The sequence below is a fragment of the Streptomyces sp. NPDC048257 genome, from assembly GCF_043201855.1.
Classification (GTDB): domain Bacteria; phylum Actinomycetota; class Actinomycetes; order Streptomycetales; family Streptomycetaceae; genus Streptomyces.
In genome coordinates this window covers 269,717-287,360 of the sequence record NZ_JBICZI010000005.1, presented here as the reverse complement: position 1 = coordinate 287,360, position 17,644 = coordinate 269,717, and the positions used below count along the sequence as shown (strand labels likewise).

The 17,644-nt window shown below is 74.1% G+C and carries 20 protein-coding genes and 1 pseudogene; 5 read left to right on the top strand and 16 right to left on the bottom strand.

Annotated elements, in window-relative coordinates; all coding sequences use genetic code 11:
- Window positions 1-135 precede the first annotated feature (135 nt).
- Window positions 136-930: a molybdate ABC transporter substrate-binding protein gene (gene modA / locus ACGFZK_RS14525; RefSeq protein ID WP_393849196.1), complete on the bottom strand. Its 795-nt coding sequence runs from the start codon at window positions 928-930 to the stop codon at window positions 136-138.
- Between the two features lie 157 nt (window positions 931-1,087).
- Window positions 1,088-1,482 (bottom strand): annotated as a pseudogene (locus ACGFZK_RS14520) (molybdopterin-binding protein).
- A gap of 134 nt (window positions 1,483-1,616) precedes the next feature.
- On the opposite strand from ACGFZK_RS14520, the gene ACGFZK_RS14515 reads away from it, so the two are divergent.
- Window positions 1,617-2,003, top strand: a complete 387-nt coding sequence (locus ACGFZK_RS14515; RefSeq protein WP_327261038.1) for an RNA-binding S4 domain-containing protein — start codon at window positions 1,617-1,619, stop codon at window positions 2,001-2,003.
- Between the two features lie 54 nt (window positions 2,004-2,057).
- On the opposite strand, the gene ACGFZK_RS14510 is transcribed toward ACGFZK_RS14515, so the two are convergent.
- From ACGFZK_RS14510 to ACGFZK_RS14470, 9 genes are all read right to left on the bottom strand, one after another.
- Window positions 2,058-2,501 carry a PTS-dependent dihydroxyacetone kinase phosphotransferase subunit DhaM gene (locus ACGFZK_RS14510; RefSeq protein ID WP_393849195.1) on the bottom strand — a complete coding sequence of 148 codons (444 nt, stop codon included), beginning with the start codon at window positions 2,499-2,501 and terminating at the stop codon, window positions 2,058-2,060.
- Window positions 2,498-3,109: a dihydroxyacetone kinase subunit DhaL gene (gene dhaL, locus ACGFZK_RS14505; RefSeq protein ID WP_393849194.1), complete on the bottom strand. Its 612-nt coding sequence runs from the start codon at window positions 3,107-3,109 to the stop codon at window positions 2,498-2,500. Before dhaL ends, ACGFZK_RS14510 begins: the two co-directional genes overlap by 4 nt.
- A 51-nt stretch (window positions 3,110-3,160) precedes the next feature.
- Window positions 3,161-4,165, bottom strand: a complete 1,005-nt coding sequence (gene dhaK, locus ACGFZK_RS14500; RefSeq protein WP_393849193.1) for a dihydroxyacetone kinase subunit DhaK — start codon at window positions 4,163-4,165, stop codon at window positions 3,161-3,163.
- A 125-nt stretch (window positions 4,166-4,290) separates the two neighbouring features.
- Entirely contained in the window at window positions 4,291-4,875 is a 585-nt protein-coding gene (thpR, locus tag ACGFZK_RS14495) for an RNA 2',3'-cyclic phosphodiesterase (RefSeq protein ID WP_393849192.1), read from the bottom strand.
- Between the two features lie 70 nt (window positions 4,876-4,945).
- Window positions 4,946-6,217, bottom strand: coding sequence for a VWA-like domain-containing protein (locus tag ACGFZK_RS14490; protein WP_393849191.1), 1,272 nt, complete (start codon window positions 6,215-6,217; stop codon window positions 4,946-4,948).
- On the bottom strand, window positions 6,214-7,521 hold the full coding sequence (locus ACGFZK_RS14485) for an AAA family ATPase (protein WP_393849190.1): 1,308 nt from the start codon (window positions 7,519-7,521) through the stop codon (window positions 6,214-6,216). Before ACGFZK_RS14485 ends, ACGFZK_RS14490 begins: the two co-directional genes overlap by 4 nt.
- Before the next feature lie 66 nt (window positions 7,522-7,587).
- Window positions 7,588-9,027 carry a hypothetical protein gene (locus tag ACGFZK_RS14480; protein WP_393849189.1) on the bottom strand — a complete coding sequence of 480 codons (1,440 nt, stop codon included), beginning with the start codon at window positions 9,025-9,027 and terminating at the stop codon, window positions 7,588-7,590.
- Between the two features lie 76 nt (window positions 9,028-9,103).
- Window positions 9,104-10,402: an MFS transporter gene (locus ACGFZK_RS14475; protein WP_393849188.1), complete on the bottom strand. Its 1,299-nt coding sequence runs from the start codon at window positions 10,400-10,402 to the stop codon at window positions 9,104-9,106.
- Between the two features lie 89 nt (window positions 10,403-10,491).
- A complete protein-coding gene (locus ACGFZK_RS14470; RefSeq protein WP_393849187.1) occupies window positions 10,492-11,382 on the bottom strand; it encodes a LysR family transcriptional regulator in 891 nt (296 codons plus the stop codon).
- A 79-nt stretch (window positions 11,383-11,461) separates the two neighbouring features.
- Here ACGFZK_RS14470 and ACGFZK_RS14465 point away from each other — a divergent pair, with 79 nt between their 5' ends.
- Window positions 11,462-12,469: an EamA family transporter gene (locus ACGFZK_RS14465; RefSeq protein ID WP_393849186.1), complete on the top strand. Its 1,008-nt coding sequence runs from the start codon at window positions 11,462-11,464 to the stop codon at window positions 12,467-12,469.
- Here ACGFZK_RS14465 and ACGFZK_RS14460 read toward each other — a convergent pair.
- The 3 genes from ACGFZK_RS14460 to ACGFZK_RS14450 all read right to left on the bottom strand — a co-directional run bounded on the left by ACGFZK_RS14460 (window position 12,388) and on the right by ACGFZK_RS14450 (window position 13,956).
- Entirely contained in the window at window positions 12,388-12,765 is a 378-nt protein-coding gene (locus ACGFZK_RS14460; RefSeq protein WP_393849185.1) for an ArsR/SmtB family transcription factor, read from the bottom strand. The genes ACGFZK_RS14465 and ACGFZK_RS14460 overlap by 82 nt on opposite strands.
- Before the next feature lie 114 nt (window positions 12,766-12,879).
- Window positions 12,880-13,716 carry a CbtA family protein gene (locus ACGFZK_RS14455; RefSeq protein WP_393849184.1) on the bottom strand — a complete coding sequence of 279 codons (837 nt, stop codon included), beginning with the start codon at window positions 13,714-13,716 and terminating at the stop codon, window positions 12,880-12,882.
- Between the two features lie 12 nt (window positions 13,717-13,728).
- The gene (locus ACGFZK_RS14450) at window positions 13,729-13,956 is read right to left on the bottom strand and encodes a CbtB-domain containing protein (RefSeq protein ID WP_393849183.1); all 228 of its coding nucleotides are present in this window, start codon (window positions 13,954-13,956) and stop codon (window positions 13,729-13,731) included.
- 368 nt (window positions 13,957-14,324) lie between these two features.
- Here ACGFZK_RS14450 and ACGFZK_RS14445 point away from each other — a divergent pair, with 368 nt between their 5' ends.
- The 3 genes from ACGFZK_RS14445 (at window position 14,325) to ACGFZK_RS14435 (ending at window position 16,766) form a co-directional block, all read left to right on the top strand.
- Entirely contained in the window at window positions 14,325-15,614 is a 1,290-nt protein-coding gene (locus ACGFZK_RS14445) for a hypothetical protein (RefSeq protein WP_393849182.1), read from the top strand.
- Window positions 15,615-15,695: 81 nt separating this feature from the next.
- Window positions 15,696-16,331, top strand: a complete 636-nt coding sequence (locus ACGFZK_RS14440) for an alpha-ketoglutarate-dependent dioxygenase AlkB (RefSeq protein ID WP_393849181.1) — start codon at window positions 15,696-15,698, stop codon at window positions 16,329-16,331.
- 63 nt (window positions 16,332-16,394) lie between these two features.
- Complete coding sequence (locus ACGFZK_RS14435) at window positions 16,395-16,766, top strand: VOC family protein (protein WP_393849180.1); 372 nt, start codon at window positions 16,395-16,397, stop codon at window positions 16,764-16,766.
- 10 nt (window positions 16,767-16,776) lie between these two features.
- Here the strand turns inward: ACGFZK_RS14435 and ACGFZK_RS14430 are convergent, their stop codons facing one another.
- Window positions 16,777-17,073 (bottom strand): YkvA family protein, encoded by a 297-nt coding sequence (locus ACGFZK_RS14430; RefSeq protein WP_393849179.1) that lies wholly within the window; start codon window positions 17,071-17,073, stop codon window positions 16,777-16,779.
- A gap of 73 nt (window positions 17,074-17,146) precedes the next feature.
- Complete coding sequence (locus ACGFZK_RS14425; RefSeq protein ID WP_382516285.1) at window positions 17,147-17,611, bottom strand: MarR family winged helix-turn-helix transcriptional regulator; 465 nt, start codon at window positions 17,609-17,611, stop codon at window positions 17,147-17,149.
- Window positions 17,612-17,644: the final 33 nt, after the last annotated feature.

The window sequence follows — 17,644 nt, the reverse complement described above, 5'->3', positions numbered from 1 at the left end:
CTGCGGACGGGTCCGGGCGTGGGCGCGTGGACCCGTACGCGACCTCGTGGGCGGCGTGGTGCGCGAGGACGCCGAAAGGGGCTGCCTGTTCCCCCCGGTTCAGGCAGCCCCTCGGCGTCCGGCCGTGGCCGGTGCTCAGGCCTTCTGGAAGCCCGCGTCCTGGAGGATCTTCTGCGCCTCGGGGGTGCTCAGCCAGGTCACGAACGCGGCAGCGTCCTCGGCGTTCCTGGATTGCTTCAGCGTGGCGGCCGGGTACGAGGCCACGGCGTTCTGCTCGTCCGGGATGTCCACGGTGGCGACCTTGTCGCCGGACTTGGCGGAGTCGGTCTTGTAGACGAGGCCGGCGTCGGCCTCACCCAGCTCGACCTTGCTCAGCACGGCACGGACGTTGGGCTCCTGGGAGACCGGCTTCACCTCGATCTTCTGGGCGTCGAGGATCTGCTTGCTGTAGCGGCCGACCGGGACCTCGGGCGCGGCGAGCACGACCTTGATCTTGGTGTCGGCGAGGTCCTTGAGCTCGTCGATCTTGAACGGGTTGGCCTTGGCGGCCGCGATGACCAGGCGGTTCTTGGCGATGATCGTGGCCTCGCCGGTCTCGGCCTTCAGCCCGTCCATGGTCTTGGTGTCCGCGGTGACCAGCGCGTCGGCCGGAGCGCCCTGCTTGACCTGGGCCGCGAGCTCCTGCGAACCGGCGAAGGAGAAGGTGACCTTCGTGCCGGGGTGGGTCTTCTCGTACTCCCCACCCGCGGCCTTGAAGACGTCGGTGAGGGAGGAGGCGGCGAGGACCGTGAGATTCACGGCCTTCGGCGTGGGGGTGGTACCGGCGGCGGCCTTGTCATCGCTCTTGCCACAGGCGGCCAGCGGCACGAGCAGGGCGGCGGTCAGGGCGGCGCCGGCGGCGGTACGGCGGCGGATCGTGATCGGGGACATGAGCAGGTGCTCCTCGGTCGGGTCGGCGGCCGGCCTGGTGCCGGAACCGCGCCGCGGTGACCCGCGCCGGTGACGGGCGGAGCGGGTGGGGACGGTCGGTGATGCCGAGCGGGTGGTGCGGGGGACCGCGGGTGGACGGCGGGCGGCGCCGTCCGGATCAGGTGCGGTCGATGTGCACGCCGGTGGACTTCACGCGGGCAGTGGCCTGCATGCCGACCTCCAGCCCGAGCTCCTCGACGGCCTCACGGGTGAGCAGGGAAACCAGGCGGTGGGGACCGGCTGGATCTCGACCTGGGCGGCCACGTCGCCGAGCTTGACGGCCGTGACGATGCCGGGAAAGGCATGGCGCGCCGAGGTGTACGGTTCCCCGTCCTCGACGTGGGCGCCCTGGCTCACCTCGACGGAGAAGGCGGGCAGATCGCGGTCGTTGATCAGACGTCGGCCGCCTTCGTCGCGATGGGTCACGACCCGGCCGGCGTCGGCCCAGCGGCGCGCCGTGTCGGGGCTGACGCCCAGCAGACGCGCTGCCTGTCCGATGGTGTAGGACTGCATGGGCGACAACGTAGGGCCCCTAGTGGCGCATTTGCAATTCTCTTGGCCTGATCTCCATGGCAGATGCCATATCTCTTGGCGTATCTGCCAAAACTCGTTCCGTGCCTCCGGGCCCGGCTCGCTAGAGTCGGGGCATGGCTGATGAGGTAACGGGAACGGGCACGGTGCGGGTCGACGCGTGGATCTGGTCCGTGCGCCTGACCAAGACCCGCTCGACCGCGGCGACCGCCTGCCGGGCGGGCCACGTGAAGGTCAACGGGGAGCGCGCGAAGCCGGCGCAGCCGGTGCGCGCGGGGGACGAGGTACGGCTCTTCCACGCGGGGCGCGAGCGGATCGTCGTCGTCAAGCGGCCCGTGTCCAAGCGGGTGGGCGCCCCGGTCGCCGCCGAATGCCTGATCGACAACAGTCCGCCGCCGCCGACCCCCGTGGAGGCCGCCGTGGTCGGGATCCGCGACCGGGGCGCGGGCCGCCCGACGAAGCGCGAACGCCGCGAGATCGAATCCCTGCGCGGCCGCCCGTAAAGGCTCCCCGGCCGCGGGGAGGCTCCCCGCGGCCGCGGGGTCGGGCGACGGGGGTCAGGCCTTGCGGTACGAGTACGCCTCGGCGGCGGCGTCGGCGACCGCCGCCAGGGGCGCTCCGGTGGACGCGGTGACCACCGCCGCCACCGCGCCCTCGAGGAACGGAGCGTCCAGCAGCCGGGAACCCGGCGGGAGTTCGTCCTCCATCAGCAGGACCTTCACCGTCAGCACCGAGCTCCCCAGGTCGGCCAGCAGGGCCACCCCGGCGCCCCGGTCCACCTCCCGGGCGGCCGCGAGGATCCGCTCCGCGCTCGTGCCGAGCCCGCCGAGGGCCGTACCGCCCGCCGCGGCCACCGGGGCCACGGGCCCGCCCGCGGCCAGTTCGCGCGCCAGCTCGGCCACCGCCTCCGCGACCGGCGCACTGTGCGACACCAGCACGATGCCGACCAGGGCCGGGCCGGATCCGGCGTCCGCGCCGGGATCGGGGTGCCCGGCGTTCACCGCGCACCCTCCGGATCCGCCACGTCCGCCAGCGCCCCCAGCAACAACGCCGACGAGGTCGCCCCCGGATCCTGGTGGCCGATGCTCCGCTCGCCCAGGTAGCTGGCCCGTCCCTTGCGCGCCTGCATCGGCACCGTCGCCAGCGCGCCGTTCTCCGCCGCGATGGCGGCCGCCCGGTACGACGTGGCCAGCGCGGCCACTCCCGGCACGAGCGCGTCCAGCATCGTCTTGTCACCCGGCGCCGCCCCGCCCAGCTGCGCCACCGCGGCGACCCCCGCGGCCAGGGCCTCGCCCAGCTCCTTGTCGGAGACCTCGGCCGCCTCCCGGAGCGCCTTGCCCGTGCGCCGCAGCAGCGTCCCGTACAGCGGTCCCGACGCCCCGCCGACCGTGGAGATCAGCGTCCTCCCGGCCAGCTGGAGCACCTCGCCCGGCGCCGTCACGGGCTCCGCCTCCAGGGCGGCGAGCACGGCCGTGAAACCGCGCAGCAGATTGCTCCCGTGGTCGGCGTCCCCGATGGGGGAGTCGAGCTCGGTCAGGCGGTCCGCCTCGCGCTCCACCGCGGCCGCGGCGGCCGCCATCCAGCGTCGGAAGAAGTCTGCGTCACGCACCGTCTCTCCTCGCCTCGCACCCGTCCGGCCCGTCCCACCGACACCTTACGTTCAGCGGCCCCAGCGCAGCGCCGCCGTCTGGACGGGCGCGTCCCACAGCCGCAGCAGTTCCTCGTCGGCCCGGCACAGCGTCACCGAACACCCCGCCATGTCCAGCGACGTGACGTAGTTTCCGACGAGCGCCCGAGCCACCGGCACACCCCGGTCGGCCAGCACCCGCACCACCTCCGCGTGGAACCCGTACAGCTCCAGCAGCGGTGTCGCACCCATCCCGTTGACCAGTGCCAGCACCGGCCCGTCGGCCGGACCGACCTGCGCCAGATCCTCCAGTACGGCGCCCACCGCGACCTCCGCGATCTCCCGCGCCGACATCATCGGGCGCCGCTCCCGGCCCGGTTCCCCGTGGATGCCGATGCCCAACTCCAGCTCCCCGTCCGGCAGGTCGAAGGTCGGGCTGCCCTTCGCGGGAGTGGTGCAGGCGCTCAGCGCCACCCCGAAGCTCCGCGAGGACGCGTCGACCCGCCGGGCGAGCGCGGCGACCCGCTCCAGCGGCGCCCCCTCCTCGGCGGCCGCCCCGGCGATCTTCTCGACGAACAGGGTGGCCCCGGTGCCGCGCCGCCCGGCCGTGTACAGGCTGTCGGTCACCGCGACATCGTCGTCGACCAGGACGCGCTCGATCCGCAGGCCGTCCTCCTCGGCGAGCTCCGCGGCCATCTCGAAGTTGAGCACGTCCCCGGTGTAGTTCTTGACGACGAACAGCACCCCCTGGCCGGAGTCCACGGCGGCCGCCGCCCGTACCATCTGGTCGGGCACCGGAGAGGTGAACACCTCACCGGGGCACGCGGCCGAGAGCATCCCGTACCCCACGAACCCGGCGTGCAGCGGCTCGTGCCCGGAGCCGCCCCCGGACACCACCCCGACCCGCCCGCCGGCCCGCGCGTCCCGCCGTACGACCACCCGCCGCTCCACGTCGACGTCCAGGTCGGGATGGGCGGCCGCCATCCCCCGCAGGGCGTCGGTGACCACGGTCTGCGGACTGTTGATCAGCATCCTCATGTCACTCCATCCGGTCTTTCGGCGGGCGTTCGACCGGGCCGGAGCACCGGCGGGCGCCCCGCGGCGGTCCGTCCGTCGCCACGATACGAGGCCCGGCGGCCGACGGCGCAGCGGCGACGCCGGGATCAGTGACCGCCGCCCAGGGGCCAGGCCTCGATGTCGCGGTAGTGGATGGGGCCGGGACCGCGGCCCGTGTTGCTCCCGACCAGGTGGAGGCGCCGGGTCTCCCACGCGCGGCCGGTGAACCCGGCGAGTCCGGCGGCCGCCTCCACCGCGCCGGTGGTGTCGTGGCGGCGGGCGCGCGCCAGCGTCAGATGGGGACGCAGGGGCCGGCCGTGGAAGGGGATGCCGCAGTCGGTGACCGCGGCGCGCACGTCGGCGGCGAGCAGGTGCAGGCCTTCGAGGTCGCCGCCGATCCCGGTCCACAGGACCCGCTCGTCGAAGTGGCCGCCGCCGCGCAGGGACAGCCGCAGGGGCGACCGGGTGGCGGCGAGGTCCGCGAGCGGCTCCCTCAGCAGTCCGACGGCGGTGACCGGGAGCTCGCCGAGGAAGGCCAGGGTGATGTGCCAGTCCTCGATGCGGTTCCAGCGCATGCGCGGGTACGCGGTGTAGGCGGGCAGCAGCCGCTGCTCCAGCTCTTCCTTCGCGCCGTCGGGCGGGGCCAGCGCTATGAACACGCGGACGGTCGCTGCCTGGGTCTTTTCGTTCACGAGGGTCTTCGTATCCTGCCGGGACACCTCCCGTCACATCCCCGCCGCCGACGGCCGGGCGCGACGCGGGTCACCCCGTGGCCGGGCCCGAGCCGATCGTCACCACGCGGGCCCACGCCGGAGGCGACTTCGGCACGTAGTCGGGGTTGTCCTCGTTCCACCGGCCCGCACGCTCCCGGGGGAAGAGACCCACCACCGTCCGGCACGGCGGTCGCGCGGCCGGCCAGGACGTCTGTCCGTCGGTCAGGACCACGATCACGTCCGGCCGGGGCGCCGCCCGCAGCGCCGCGGCGAAGCCCGTGCGCAGGTCCGTACCCCCGCCGCCCACCAGCGGAATGCCCTCACCGCTGCACAGGGGATGCACGATCCGGGCCGCCGCGTCGCACGGCACCACACTGACCATGTCGCTCCGGCCGCCCACCGCACGGGCGATCGCGGCGACCTCCAGCAGCGCACTGCCCAGTTCGGCGTCGCTGACCGAACCGGAGGTGTCGATGACCACGCAGACGCGCGGCGGCCGGCGCCGCAGGCTCGGCAGTACGGCCCCGGGCACCGCGGCCGAGCGCCGGGAGGGCCGGGCGTAGCTGTAGTCCTCACCCGCGCCCGCGCCGGAGGCCGCCGACCGGACGGCCGCGCCCAGCAACTCCCGCCAGGGCTGCGGCGGGTGGAAGGCCTCCTCGGCCCAGCGCCGCCACCCCGCGGGGGTGCTCCCGGGACGGCCGGTGATCCCCTGCGCCACCCGGAACCGGACCGCGTCCTGCTCCTGCGCGCTCAGGCCGTGCGCGCCGTCCGGCCCCAGGTCCCACTCGCGTTCCAGCCCGTCGGCGCCGCTGCCGCAGTCCAGCCAGACCAGGTCCTGCGTCCGCGCCCCGAGCCCGAACTGCCGCAGGTAGTCCTCCATGAGTTCGCCCGGGCGCAGCCCCAGGTGCTCCGGTGTCAGTGCCCCTTCGGGCCGCACCAGCCCCTCGCCGTACACGTCGTCGTTGATCTCGCAGTCCGCCGCGATGTTCATCCGCAGCCGTTCCCCCGGGCCGGTCAGCCCGCGCTCCCGTGCCACCCGGTCACCGCGTCCGTGGTGGTCGCGCAGCAGGTGGGACACCTCGTGGACCCAGACCCCGGCCAGCTCCTCCACCGGCGTCCGGTCCACGAACCCGGGTGAGACGTAGCACCGCCAGTGCCGGTCGACGGCCATCGTCGGCACCTGCCGTGACTCCACGGTGTGCAGGGCGAACAGCGCGGTCGCCAGGTAGGGCCGGACCCGGGCGGCGTGCAGTCGCGCCGCGAAGAGCTTGTCGACGTCCAGCGCCCCGGCCGCCTGCGCGCCCACCGCGTGTGCGCTCATCGGCCGGCCCCCACGGGGGCCCCGGTCCGGGCCGCCGCCCGCTCGACCGACCGGTCCGCCCGCCGGGACAGGGTCACCACTCCGGCGAGCCGTTCGATCGACTCCGGAACGTCCCAGTCCTCCTGGCGCAGCGCGGCCAGTGCGGTCGCGGGGACGACGACCAGGTCGGGGGCTCCGGTCTCCAGCGCCCGGACGAGCAGGGCCCAGGCCGCGTCCCAGCGGGACTTGTCCGGGCGCTTGCGGACCGCCGCCACCACGCCGTCGAGGGTGGCCTGGCGCCGGTCTCCCCGCTCGGGCAGGTCGGCGCCCTCCGGGTCGGCGAGCAGCTCCTCGGGGTCCGGCAGGTCCATCCGGTCCATGACGGCCAGCAGTTCCAGCCCCGGGCCGTCCCCAACGGTGCCCCTGACCAGCATGGACAGTACTTCCCTGGAGGAGGCGGCCGCGTTCGCGAAGGCGAGCAGACGGATCGTCATGTCCCAGCTGCGGGGCGAGGGCCACGCACCTCCCCGGCGGGCCTCGCTGCTCGGCAGGCGGTGCACGAGCGGGGGACGGGTGGTGAGCAGCCCGCACACCGCGCGCCGGGCGTGCTCCACGGCCGTCGGCAGCTTCGCGGCGTCCAGGCGCGGCAGTGTCGCCCGGGGCCAGACCCCGCCGAGTCCGCGGAGCACGACGTCGTGGTCGTGGGTCCACTGGAGGTGGACGAACCGGTTGGCCAGCGGCGGGCTCAGCTCCCAGCCGTCGGCCGCCGAGCCCCGCGGGTTGGCGGCGGCCACGATCCGGACCCCGGGCGGCAGTTGCAGGGAGCCGATCCGCCGTTCGAGGACGAGCCGGAGCAGGGCGGCCTGGACGGCCGGCGGCGCCGTGGACAGCTCGTCGAGGAACAGCAGCCCGCGCCCGGCGCGTACGAGTCGCACGGCCCAGTCCGGCGGGGCCATCGGGACGCCCTGCTCGGCGGGGTCGTCGCCGACGATGGGCAGGCCGGAGAAGTCGGACGGCTCGTGCACGCTGGCGATCACCGTGGTGAGCGGCAGGTCCAGGGCCTCGGCGAGCTGTGTCAGGGCCGCGGTCTTGCCGATGCCGGGCTCACCCCACAGGAGCACGGGCAGGTCGGCGGCCACGGCCAGGGTCAGGGCCTCCAACTGGTCGTCGGGGCGCGGTTCGGTGGTGGTGTCGCGCAGCAGGGCCAGCAAGGCGTCGGCGACGTCGAGCCGGGAGAGGTTCGATGCGGTGGACGGGGTGGACGGGGTGGACGGGGTGGACGGGGTGGACGGGGTGGACGGGGTGGACGGGGTGGACGAAGGCATGCGTGTCACCTATGGGTTCGAGAGGAGCGGGTGGTCCGGCGGGATCGGGGAGCCGGGTCCCGCGGGTCAGCGGGCGTGTGCCTGGCGCGGGTGGGGCCGGTGGCTCCGGGGGCGGTGTTCGCCCGGGCGGATCCGGCCGGGTCCGGGTCCGGCCAGGCCCGACCGGAACAGCCCGTAGGTGATCCGCCGTTGCGCCGCCGCCTCCAGTTCGTCCCGCAGCGCCCCGGCGCGCAGCAGGGCGTCGGGGCCGAGCAGCCCCTCCACCACGGCCAGCGCACCGGAGATGTCGCCGTGGTCCAGGCGTTCGCGGACCCCGGTGAGGCAGTCCGGCCGGCGGTGGGCCGCGTCGATGGCCTGCAGGCAGGGCAGCGGAGTGCCGGTCAGGGCGGTCAGCAGCTCCTCCCGGCGGACCTCGGCCGGATCGTGGTCCAGCGGGGCCAGTACCCCGTCGACCAGGCCGATACGGTGCCGGGCTCCCCGGCACTCGACGACGCGTGGCCGTCCCGCGCGGTCCGCGGCCGCGGGCGGACCGGCCGGCGTACGGCCGGGCGCGAGCGCCGAGGCGACCAGGGGGTGCAGCCGGTCGACCTCGATCGATCCGGTGCGGATCAGTTCGAGGTCGGGCAGGGTACGGGCCGCCGCGTCGGGCAGGACCGGCAGTGCGGAGGTGCTGCCGGGGGCGGGCGCCGCCCCGATCCGCAGCACGGGCGGTCCCGGGCCGTCGGCGCTCCGGTCCAGCAGCAGCCGCTGCCGGGCCCCCAGCCGTACGGCGACGACGCCGGTGGCCCGCCCCTCGGCGTGGAGCAGGATCCCGGCCTCGGCGGCCCAGCGGCCGACGGAGTACCGGTGCCCCGGCGGGAGGGCCCCCAGCAGCTCGGGGGCCGGCGCGGGAAGGCGGTCGGCGGGCGGCAGACCGGCCCCGGCCCGGACCCGCAGTTCGTCGGTCCTGCGGGCGTCCCACAGGTGGCGGTGCAGGTCGAGGCGGAACCGCCGGTCGGGACGGGCACGGCGGCGCGGATCACCCCAGGAGCCGTCCGCGGAGCGGGATCCGTCCCACAGGGCGAGGCTGATCCGCTGACCGCCGTCCGCCCACGCGGGCGGAGTCCGGGCCACGAGGTACACGGTTCGTGGCTCGTCCCGCGCGGCCGTGCCGTCCCGGGCGACCGTGCCGTCCCGCGCAGCCGTGTCGTACCGGGCCAGGGGGACGGTCAGCCCGGGGCGCAGCAGTCCGTCGGGAGCGATGCGCGGCATGTGCCAGCGCAACAGATCGGGTGCCAGATGGCGCAGATCGGCCCGGATCCGGGCCGCGAGGTCATGGCCGCGCGAGCGGGCCAGGAAGCGCAGATCGAGATCGACGTCGATGCCTGCGGCGGCGCACGCACCGGCCCAGTCGCCGACGGATCGGCGGGCGGTCGCAGTCTCGATCATGGACGGTGGCACGGCGTACTCGCGCACGCGCAGCCAGAAGGAAAGGCGGGAATCCCCGTGCACGTTCTGAGTGAGCATCAGCGCTCACCTTGCGTGGACGGGACCCCCGATCTGTGAAGAGAGTCAGTGGTCATCCCGACGACCGTACCGCTCCTCACCGCGACCGGCCAGCTGTTTTCCCGGGCGGCAACTCCGGGTGTACGTGTTCCGGCCGGTACGGGTCACGAGCCGGCCAGATCACCGCCGCGGCCGTGGCGGCGCTCAGGGCGACGGCCCCCAGCACCAGCACGGTCAGCGGCAGCCCCGCCCCCGCCGCGAGCCACCCGGCCAGCGGATAGGTGAGCAGCCAGCAGCCGTGCGAGAGGGAGAACCGGGCGGCGAACGCGGCGGGCAGGTCCGCGTCGGCGGTGGAGCGGCGGACCACCCGGCCCCCCGGGGTCAGCACCGCGGAGCAGCCCGCGCCGATCGCGGCCCAGACGGCCAGGAGTGCGGGCCAGGACCATGTGCGCGGCCCGGTCGCGGTGAGCGCCGCCCCTGCCGCCAGGACCACCGGGAGGGCGAAGCCGGCGCGGAGCATCACCGCACGGTCCGTGGAGCGTTGCAGGAGGCGGGGCAGGAGCAGCGCGGTCAGCATGGATCCGGCGCCGTACGCTCCGAGGGCGAGCGAGACGGCGCCGGCCGGGCGGTCGAGGTAACCGCGCACCAGAGAGACGGTGTTGACGAAGACGACGGCTCCGGCGGCGGCGACGGCGAGGTCGAGTGCGAGCAGGGCGCGCAGCGGGGGAGTGGCCCACAGCAGGCGGGTGCCGAAGACGGCCCGGGCGCGGAAGCCGCCGGTCCGCTCGACGGGTGCGGGCGCAGGCGCGGGCGCCCGCCCGGGCATGGGCGTGGGCAGCGCGGTCGCGACGATGAGCGCGGCGGAGGCGAGGAAGCCGACGGTCGTACCGGCGAACAGCCAGTCGTACGAGACCAGGCTCAGCAGGGCCGCGGCCAGCACCGGGCTGAACAGGCTCTCCAGGTCGTAGGCGAGCCGGGTCATCGACAGGGCCCGGGTGTAGTCGCGTTCGGCGGGCAGGATCTCGGGGACGGTGGCCTGGAAGGTCGGGGTGAAGGCCGCCGACGCCGCCTGGAGCAAGAAGATCAGGACGTGGATCTGCCAGATCTCGGTGACGAAAGGCAGGGCCGCCGCCGCGCCGGCGCGGGTCAGGTCCATCGCGGTCATGAGCGCGCGGCGGGGGACCCGGTCGGCCAGCGCGCCGACCACCGGGGCGATGGTGACGTAGGCGACCATCTTGATCGCGAGGGCGGTGCCGAGGACCGCCGAGGCACTGCCGCCCGCGAGTTCGTAGGCGAGCAGGCTCAGTGCGACGGTGGCGAGGCCGGTCCCGACGAGGGCGATGACCTGGGCGGTGAACAGGCGGCGATAGGTGCCGTTGCGCAGTACGGACAGCACGGTCCCCGTCCCGGTGGGCGGATCGATGACAGCATGTCGCCTTCAGCGTAGACAACATGTGCGCACCTGTGCACCCATCGCGGGCGGCTTCAGGAATCGTGTCGGTCCCGTGCGTCCGCCTCGAGCGCGGTGAGGAAGGCGGACGCCGCGGGCGTGCGGCCGGCGCGGCTCCAGACCACGTACTCGACGCGCGCCGGGGCATCGGTCACCTCGACGGTGACCACGCCGGCGAGCCGGGGCGCGTAGGCGGAGGGGAGCATGGCCACGGCGAGGCCCGGCCCCACGAGCCGGGCGACATAGTCCGCAGAGGTCACCTCGAAGGCGACGTCTCGGACCAGACCGGCGGCCGAGAAGGCCAGGTCCGACTGGACGCGGCCGGCCGTCCCGGCCGGCAGGTCCACGAACACCTCGCCCGCGAGCCTGCGGAGGTCGACCGCGGCTTCGCCGGCGAGCGGATGGTCCGGCGCGACCACAGCGACGAGCCGGTCCCGGGCGAGTTCACGGGCGGCGACCCCCTGGGGCCGGCTCGTGGTCGGCAGCCCCAGGAAGGCCACGTCGAGCGCCCCTTGCCGGACCTGCTCGACCAGGTCCTCGCTCGCGCCCACCCGCAGGCTGATGCGCACGTGCGGGTACCGCAGGCGGAAGTCGCCCAGCGCACCCGGGATGTCGACCGCGGCGACCGTCGGGATCAGCCCCACGGCGAGCCGTCCGCGCACCTCCCCGACGGCCGCCGCGACCTCGGCGGCCGCCCGCTCGGCGGCGTCCAGGCACTGCCGGGCGGCCGGGAGGAACGCCTCACCGGCCGGGGTCAGCCGCACCCGGCGGCTGGTGCGCTCGAAGAGCCGCGCGCCCAGTTCCCGTTCCAGGCGCGCGATCTGGTGACTGAGGGCGGACTGCACGACCAGACACCGCTCGGCGGCCCGGGTGAAGCTGTTCGTCTCGGCGACGGCGAGGACGTAGCGCATCTGCTGGAGCTCCATGGATCCATCGTGGATCGCGATCGATGAGCTGACAAACATGTATTGGACTCATCGATCGGGCCGCACGAGACTCCGCAACATGACAAGTCCAGCCGCGCACAGCGCCCGTGGGAACCTGCCCCGCACCCTCCTGACCGCGCTCGCCCCCCTGACCTGGGGCACGGTCTACATCGTCACCACCGAGCTCCTCCCGCCGGGGCACCCCCTGTTCGCGGGGCTGCTCCGGGCCTTACCCGCCGGCCTGATCGCACTGGCGCTCACCCGGACCCTGCCGCGCGGAGCGTGGTGGGGGAAGGCCGCGGTGCTCGGCACGCTGAACATCGGAGTGCTGTTCCCACTGCTGTTCATCGCCGCCGAACGCCTGCCGGGAGGCGTGGCCGCCACTTTGACGGCGGCCATGCCCCTCATGGTCGCCGTCCTGGCCATGCCCGTCCTCCACGAGAGGCCCTCCGCCCGGCGCCTCACCTGGGGTGGGCTCGGAGTCGGGGGCATCGGCCTGGTGGTCATCGGCCCGGACGCGGCGTTCGACGGCGTCGGCATCCTGGCCGGCCTGGCCGCCGCGGCGACCCTCGCGCTCGGGGTGACCCTCACCAAGCGCTGGGGACGTCCCGCCGGTGTCGGCCCCACTGCGTTCGCCGGCTGGCAGCTCACGGCCGGCGGCCTGTTCCTGGTCCCCGTCACCTTCCTCGCCGAGGGGGCGCCGCCCGCGGTCGGCCCGGCCGAAGCCCTCGGCTACCTCTGGCTCGGCCTGGTCTGCGGCCTGGTCACCTTCGTCCTGTGGTTCCAGGGGATCACCACCCTGCCCGTCACCTCCGCCGCGGTGCTCGGTCTGCTCTCGCCGCTGGTCGCCGCACTGCTCGGGGCGGTCCTGCTCGGCCAGACGCTCGGCCCCGTCCAACTCGTGGGCTTCGGGCTCGCGCTCGCCGCGATCGTCGCGGGACAGCTTCCCGCGGCCGGCCGCTCGACCGGCCCCGGCGGCGGTGGTGGCCCCGGGGGCCGTGGTGGTCAGTCGTGGGGCGGGAGCGAACCGAGCTGGTGGTCGGCGACGTTCAGGGCTTCGTCCACCAGCCGCCGCAAATGCCCGTGACCCAGGGCGTAGACGACCCGGCGCCCGTCCTTGCGGGTGGTGACCAGCCCGGCCAGCCGGAGCTTGGCGAGGTGCTGGCTGACGGAGGGCCGGGCCGCTCCGCACGCCTCGGTGAGGGTGGTGACATCGGCCTCGCCCCGGCCGAGGCGTTCCATGAGCGCCAGGCGGGTGCGGTCGGCGAGCAGGGCCAGAACGGACGCGGCGGCCTCGAGCCGGTCCCCCCGTTCCTGCGCGTCCGCCGTGTCCTGCGTGTCCTGCGCGATGTGTGCACCTGCGAGATGCGTGCCTGCACTCATGCGCCCATCGTAGGGCGGCCCGGGAGCGAAGCGGGCGCCCGTGCGCGCCTGTGCACGGGCCCCGCCACCCCCACAAGGGGGGCCGCGGGGCCCGTGCAAAGGCGGCGGGTGGCGTCAGCCGAGCGCGGGTGCCTTCTGCTCGGCCGGGGCCGTTGCTTCCGCACCGCCGGCGCGCGCAGCCAGGAGCCGCTGGGCGAGCACACCGAAGACGACGGCGAACACCGCCCACAGCACGAGCTGGACGGCCAGCGAGGCGACCCGGAACTCCCACAGCAGAGCGGCGGGGAAACCGGGCTGGACGGCATCGCTGTTGTCCGGCAGGAACACGAACGCCACGGCGGCGGCGACGACGAAGCCGCCACTCGCGGCCAGCGTCGCGTTCCAGTTGCCCAGGCGCGGTGCCAGCCGCCGCCCGAGGATGATCGCCCCGACGCCGAGCAGCACGCTGAGCAGGATCATCAGGAAGAACAGCGTGGTCCGCTGCCCGATCGTGTCCGGGTTGCCCACCGCCGGCGGGGTGGCCGGGTACTTCAGGAACGGCACCAGGTAGACCGTGGCGAAGGCACCCGCCGCGGTGAGTGCCGCCGTGGCCCGCGGGCTGAACCCGCCGACGCGACCGAGGGCGAACGAGAACGCGAGCGAGGCGATGCCGCCCAGCGCGACCCCGTAGACCAGGACACCCGTGGCCAGGCCGAGGGTCGACTGAACCGGCCGGCTGACCAGCTCTTCCTCTTCCTCGGCGGCTTCGCCCGACGCGGCGTCACCGCCGTGGCCGGCGTGACCGCTCGGGGCGCTCGCGGCGTCCTGGGCGGCCTGGGCCTCCTCCACGGCGATGGAACCCCGTACCGGCGGCTCACCCACCACGTAGGCGACGGCAAAGGCGAACAGTCCGGCTATCAGACCCGCGAGCATGCCGCGGACCAGCAGACCTCTGACGGTGGAGGCGTACATGTGCGCGGCCTCTCAGTGGCAGGGGAAGCCGAGCAGGTGACGACCGTCGTGCACCCACTCGTGCACGCCCTCACCGGCGAACAGGGCGGTGGCGCCCTGCTCGGCGCCGACGAAGTACAGGGCGACGAGCATCAGGAGACCGACGAAGAGCGCCCAGGGCAGCACCGCGCGCACAGGCAGCGGAGCCGACAGGGAGCCGGCGGGGTTGGATACGGCAGCGGAAGCGACAGCCTCGGCCATGATGGAACCTCCTCGGGGAACAACGCGTCCCATACGGTGGTGCAGGACGACGGTCCTCGGGTCTGACTCGCCACGACGCCACCCCGGGGGGTGTCGCCGCAGCACACAGTGGCGCGACCATGCCGGATTCACACCGGGCTTCCGTCTCGCCGTCGTCGCTATGTGGAAATGTCGCCGTGACGCTACCGTGTGGCGGGCTTTCGGCCAAGACCGTGAGTCCCTGATCACACGCCTACGCTGCGGTAATGCCGTTCCGGCCCGCTGCGGGCGACCCGAAGTGTCCACCAACTGGACCGGCGGGACTGCTAGAATGACCCCGTTGGCCTTCGGTGTGCGTGCCCCCGTGCATGTGTCCGGAGGCTTTTTTCATGCCTTCACACGACTCGACGCGCCGTGACACCCGCGATGACACCCGCCGTGACACCCGCCGTGACACCCGCGATGACACGCCCCCCGCCACCGATCGCTCCACCGGCTACCGCGCCCTGCTCCGCAACAAGGAGTTCAGCGGCCTGTACGTCAGCTTCACCCTCACCGTCGCCGCAGGCACTGTGTCCGGCTTCGCGCTCGGCACCCTGGTCAACCAGCAGACCCGTTCCCCGTTCCTGACGGCCGTGAGCATGTACGGGGCCACGTTCGCGACGGTACTGGGCGCGCTGACGCTGATGTCGGTCGCCGACGGGAAACGGCCCCGCCGCACCCTCGTCCTGCTCCAACTCGCCTCGCTGGTGGGGGTCGCCGCCCAGGCCGTCCCGGGGCTGCCGCTCGCGGCCCGGTTCGCTCTGCTGCTCACGCTGGGCTTCTTCCAGTCCCTCGGTACCGGTACGCGGCTGGGGCTGCTCGCCGAGGTCGTCCCCACCTCCGCCTACGCGCCCGCCCGTTCGCTGATGAACATCACCTCGGGCGGCACGGCGATCGCCGGCTACGCCATCGGCGCCGTCCTGCTGCGGCACCTGGGTCCCCAGGGGGTCTTCCTCGTCGCGGCGGCCCTGGCGGCACTCGGGCCGGCCGTGGTGGCGTCCACCGTCCGGGAGCGCTCGATCCGGCTCACCCGCCGCCCCGGGCTGCGCCGGACCTGGGTGGCGAACGCCGAGCTGTTCTCCCACCCCGGCCGCCGGATGCTGCTGCTGAACCTGTGGGTCCCCAACGGCCTGATCGTCGGCTGCGAGGCCCTGTTCATCTCCTACGATCCCGCCCACGCGGGCACCTTCCTCGCCGCCGGATCGGCGGGCATGCTCCTCGGGGACCTGACCGTCGGCCGACTGCTCACCGCCGACCGGCGACGGCGCTACGCCTTCGCCCTGCGGCTGCTGCTCGCCGCGCCCTTCCTGCTGTTCGCCGTCCACCCGCCCGTCGCGGTGGTGGCGCTCGCGGTGTTCCTCGCCAGCGCGGGGTTCGCGGCCACCCTGCCCCTGCAGGAGCAGCTCCTCGCGCAGACCCCCGACGCGATCCGCGGCCAGGTGCAGGGAGCCGAGTCGGCCGGCCGGATGACCTGGCAGGGTCTCGGCGCCGCGATCACCGGCGGCCTGGCCCAGTACCTCGCTCCGGGCACGGCGATCGCCGTCGCCGCAGGGGTCTCCGTAGCCCTCACCGTCCTGTGCAGGCCCTCGCGCGATCCGGATCCCGATGCGGCGGGTGCCGTACGCCGGGACGGCTGACGGGCGGCGGCGCGCGCACGTACTCGCGTGCCCGCCCCGTAAATCGTGCATGTGTTCGGTTAATGGGGCTAGGCTGGAGGCATGCACGCAGTCCAGGGCCTTCAGGGTTCCCTCTTCGACCAGGGCGACGAGATCCGGCTCGGGCCCCTCGGCGGCATGCGGCGGACCGAGCTAGGGGCCGGGGCCTGGGTCGATCACCTGCCCGGCTGGCTGAGCGGGGCCGACGCGCTCTTCGAGCGGCTGGCCGCCGACGTGCCCTGGCGGGCCGAGCGGCGGCAGATGTACGAGCGTGAGGTGGAGGTGCCCCGGCTGCTCGCCTTCTACGGAGCGGGCGAGCCCCTGCCACACGCCTCGCTCACCGGGGCCCGCGAGGTGCTGACCCGGCACTACGCCGCCGAGCTCGGCGAGCCGTTCACCACCGCCGGCCTGTGCCTGTACCGCGACGGCCGCGACAGCGTCGCCTGGCACGGGGACCGGACCGGACGCTCTTCGACCGAGGACACCATGGTGGCCATCGTCTCCGTCGGCGACCCGCGCGATCTCGCCTTCCGCCCCCGCGACGGCGGGGCCACCCTGCTGCGGCTGCCGCTGGGGCACGGCGACCTCGTCGTCATGGGCGGCTCCTGCCAGCGGACGATGGAGCACGCCGTACCCAAGTCGGCGCGGGCCGTCGGCCCCCGCATCAGCATCCAGTTCCGGCCCCACGACGTCCGCTGAGCCCCGGCCGGACCCTCACGGCCGGAGTTGCGACCCGATCCGGCGGCGTCCAGGCTGGAGCGCATGGATCTGGGAGCCTTCTCCGTGAGCCTCACCGTGCGCGACCTCGATGCCTCGAAGGCGTTCTACGAGAACCTCGGATTCGCCGTCTTCGGCGGGAACCCCGAGCAGAAGTGGCTCATCCTCAAGAACGGCGACGTCGTGATCGGGCTGTTCGTGGGCATGTTCGAGAAGAACATGCTGACCTTCAACCCCGGCTGGGACGCCAACGCGAGCGCGCTCGGATCCTTCACCGACATCCGCGACGTGCAGCGGCAGCTCAAGGCGCGGGGCGTGGAGTTCCTGACGGAGGTCGACGAGTCGGGTTCCGGCCCGGGCAGCTTCCTCGTCGTCGACCCGGACGGCAATCCGGTCCTCTTCGACCAGCACGTCTGACGCGTCCGGCTCAGGCGGCGGCGCCGGGCTCCTTCGTGGGCCGGACCGCTCCGGCCGCCGCGTGCAACGAGCGCAGCGCCAGCAGCAGGACCCCGATGTCGTCCAGGTACACGGGGTCCGGAATCAGGTCCACCGGCGAGATCGTGTAGACGACGGCGACCCAGAACAGGGCCTTGTCGCGCAGCGGGATCCCCGCGTCGAGCAACAGCCGCCGGGCCGCGAAGACCCGTACGAGCAGCACGGCCGCGGCGATCGCCAGCCCCAACGCGACGACCACGACCAGGGTCAGCCAGACCTTTCCGTCCATGGCGGCCCTATACCCCGATATCGGTGGGGGATACCCGGGATACCCCGGATACCCGGACGGCGTCCGGATCCACTCAGGCGCCCTGTCCGCGCAGCCGGCGGCCGACCTCTCCCAGTCCGTCGGCGAGCGCGTCGAGCTGTCCGGGGGTCAGGACGTCGACGAGGATCTCCCGGACCGTGGCCACGTGCCCGGGCGCCGCCTCCTCCAGCTTGGCGCTGCCCGCGTCGGTGAGGACGGCGAAGACGCCGCGCACGTCGGAGGGGCAGCTGCGGCGGCGGACCAGGCCGGCCTTCTCCATCTGCGTGACCTGGTAGGTCAGTCCGCTCTTGGAGTTGATCAGCCCGTTGGCGAGCTCGGTCATCCGCAGCTCGCGCCCGGGCGCCGCTGCGAGCCGTACGAGGATCTCGTACTGGGGATGCGAGAGCCCGGCGTCGTCCTTGAGCTGCTGGTCGAGGCGGCGGTTCACCAGGGCCGACGCGGCGAGGAATCCGCTCCAGGCGCGCATCTCGCGGTCGTCCAGCCATCTCGGTTCAGCCATGGCGCCAGACTACACGGGTTGTTCCAATTTGAA

Bases quoted from the DNA above. Each gene is read 5' to 3' on its own strand.
- ACGFZK_RS14435 (WP_393849180.1), top strand. From the start codon at position 16,395: ATGGATCTGGGAGCCTTCTCCGTGAGCCTCACCGTGCGCGACCTCGAT.
- ACGFZK_RS14480 (WP_393849189.1), bottom strand. From the start codon at position 9,027: ATGCTCACTCAGAACGTGCACGGGGATTCCCGCCTTTCCTTCTGGCTG.
- ACGFZK_RS14430 (WP_393849179.1), bottom strand. From the start codon at position 17,073: ATGGACGGAAAGGTCTGGCTGACCCTGGTCGTGGTCGTCGCGTTGGGG.
- ACGFZK_RS14455 (WP_393849184.1), bottom strand. From the start codon at position 13,716: ATGTACGCCTCCACCGTCAGAGGTCTGCTGGTCCGCGGCATGCTCGCG.
- ACGFZK_RS14515 (WP_327261038.1), top strand. From the start codon at position 1,617: ATGGCTGATGAGGTAACGGGAACGGGCACGGTGCGGGTCGACGCGTGG.
- ACGFZK_RS14485 (WP_393849190.1), bottom strand. From the start codon at position 7,521: ATGCCTTCGTCCACCCCGTCCACCCCGTCCACCCCGTCCACCCCGTCC.
- ACGFZK_RS14440 (WP_393849181.1), top strand. From the start codon at position 15,696: ATGCACGCAGTCCAGGGCCTTCAGGGTTCCCTCTTCGACCAGGGCGAC.
- ACGFZK_RS14425 (WP_382516285.1), bottom strand. From the start codon at position 17,611: ATGGCTGAACCGAGATGGCTGGACGACCGCGAGATGCGCGCCTGGAGC.
- ACGFZK_RS14450 (WP_393849183.1), bottom strand. From the start codon at position 13,956: ATGGCCGAGGCTGTCGCTTCCGCTGCCGTATCCAACCCCGCCGGCTCC.
- dhaK (WP_393849193.1), bottom strand. From the start codon at position 4,165: ATGAGGATGCTGATCAACAGTCCGCAGACCGTGGTCACCGACGCCCTG.
- ACGFZK_RS14490 (WP_393849191.1), bottom strand. From the start codon at position 6,217: ATGAGCGCACACGCGGTGGGCGCGCAGGCGGCCGGGGCGCTGGACGTC.
- modA (WP_393849196.1), bottom strand. From the start codon at position 930: ATGTCCCCGATCACGATCCGCCGCCGTACCGCCGCCGGCGCCGCCCTG.
- ACGFZK_RS14460 (WP_393849185.1), bottom strand. From the start codon at position 12,765: ATGAGTGCAGGCACGCATCTCGCAGGTGCACACATCGCGCAGGACACG.
- ACGFZK_RS14465 (WP_393849186.1), top strand. From the start codon at position 11,462: ATGACAAGTCCAGCCGCGCACAGCGCCCGTGGGAACCTGCCCCGCACC.
- ACGFZK_RS14445 (WP_393849182.1), top strand. From the start codon at position 14,325: ATGCCTTCACACGACTCGACGCGCCGTGACACCCGCGATGACACCCGC.
- ACGFZK_RS14470 (WP_393849187.1), bottom strand. From the start codon at position 11,382: ATGGAGCTCCAGCAGATGCGCTACGTCCTCGCCGTCGCCGAGACGAAC.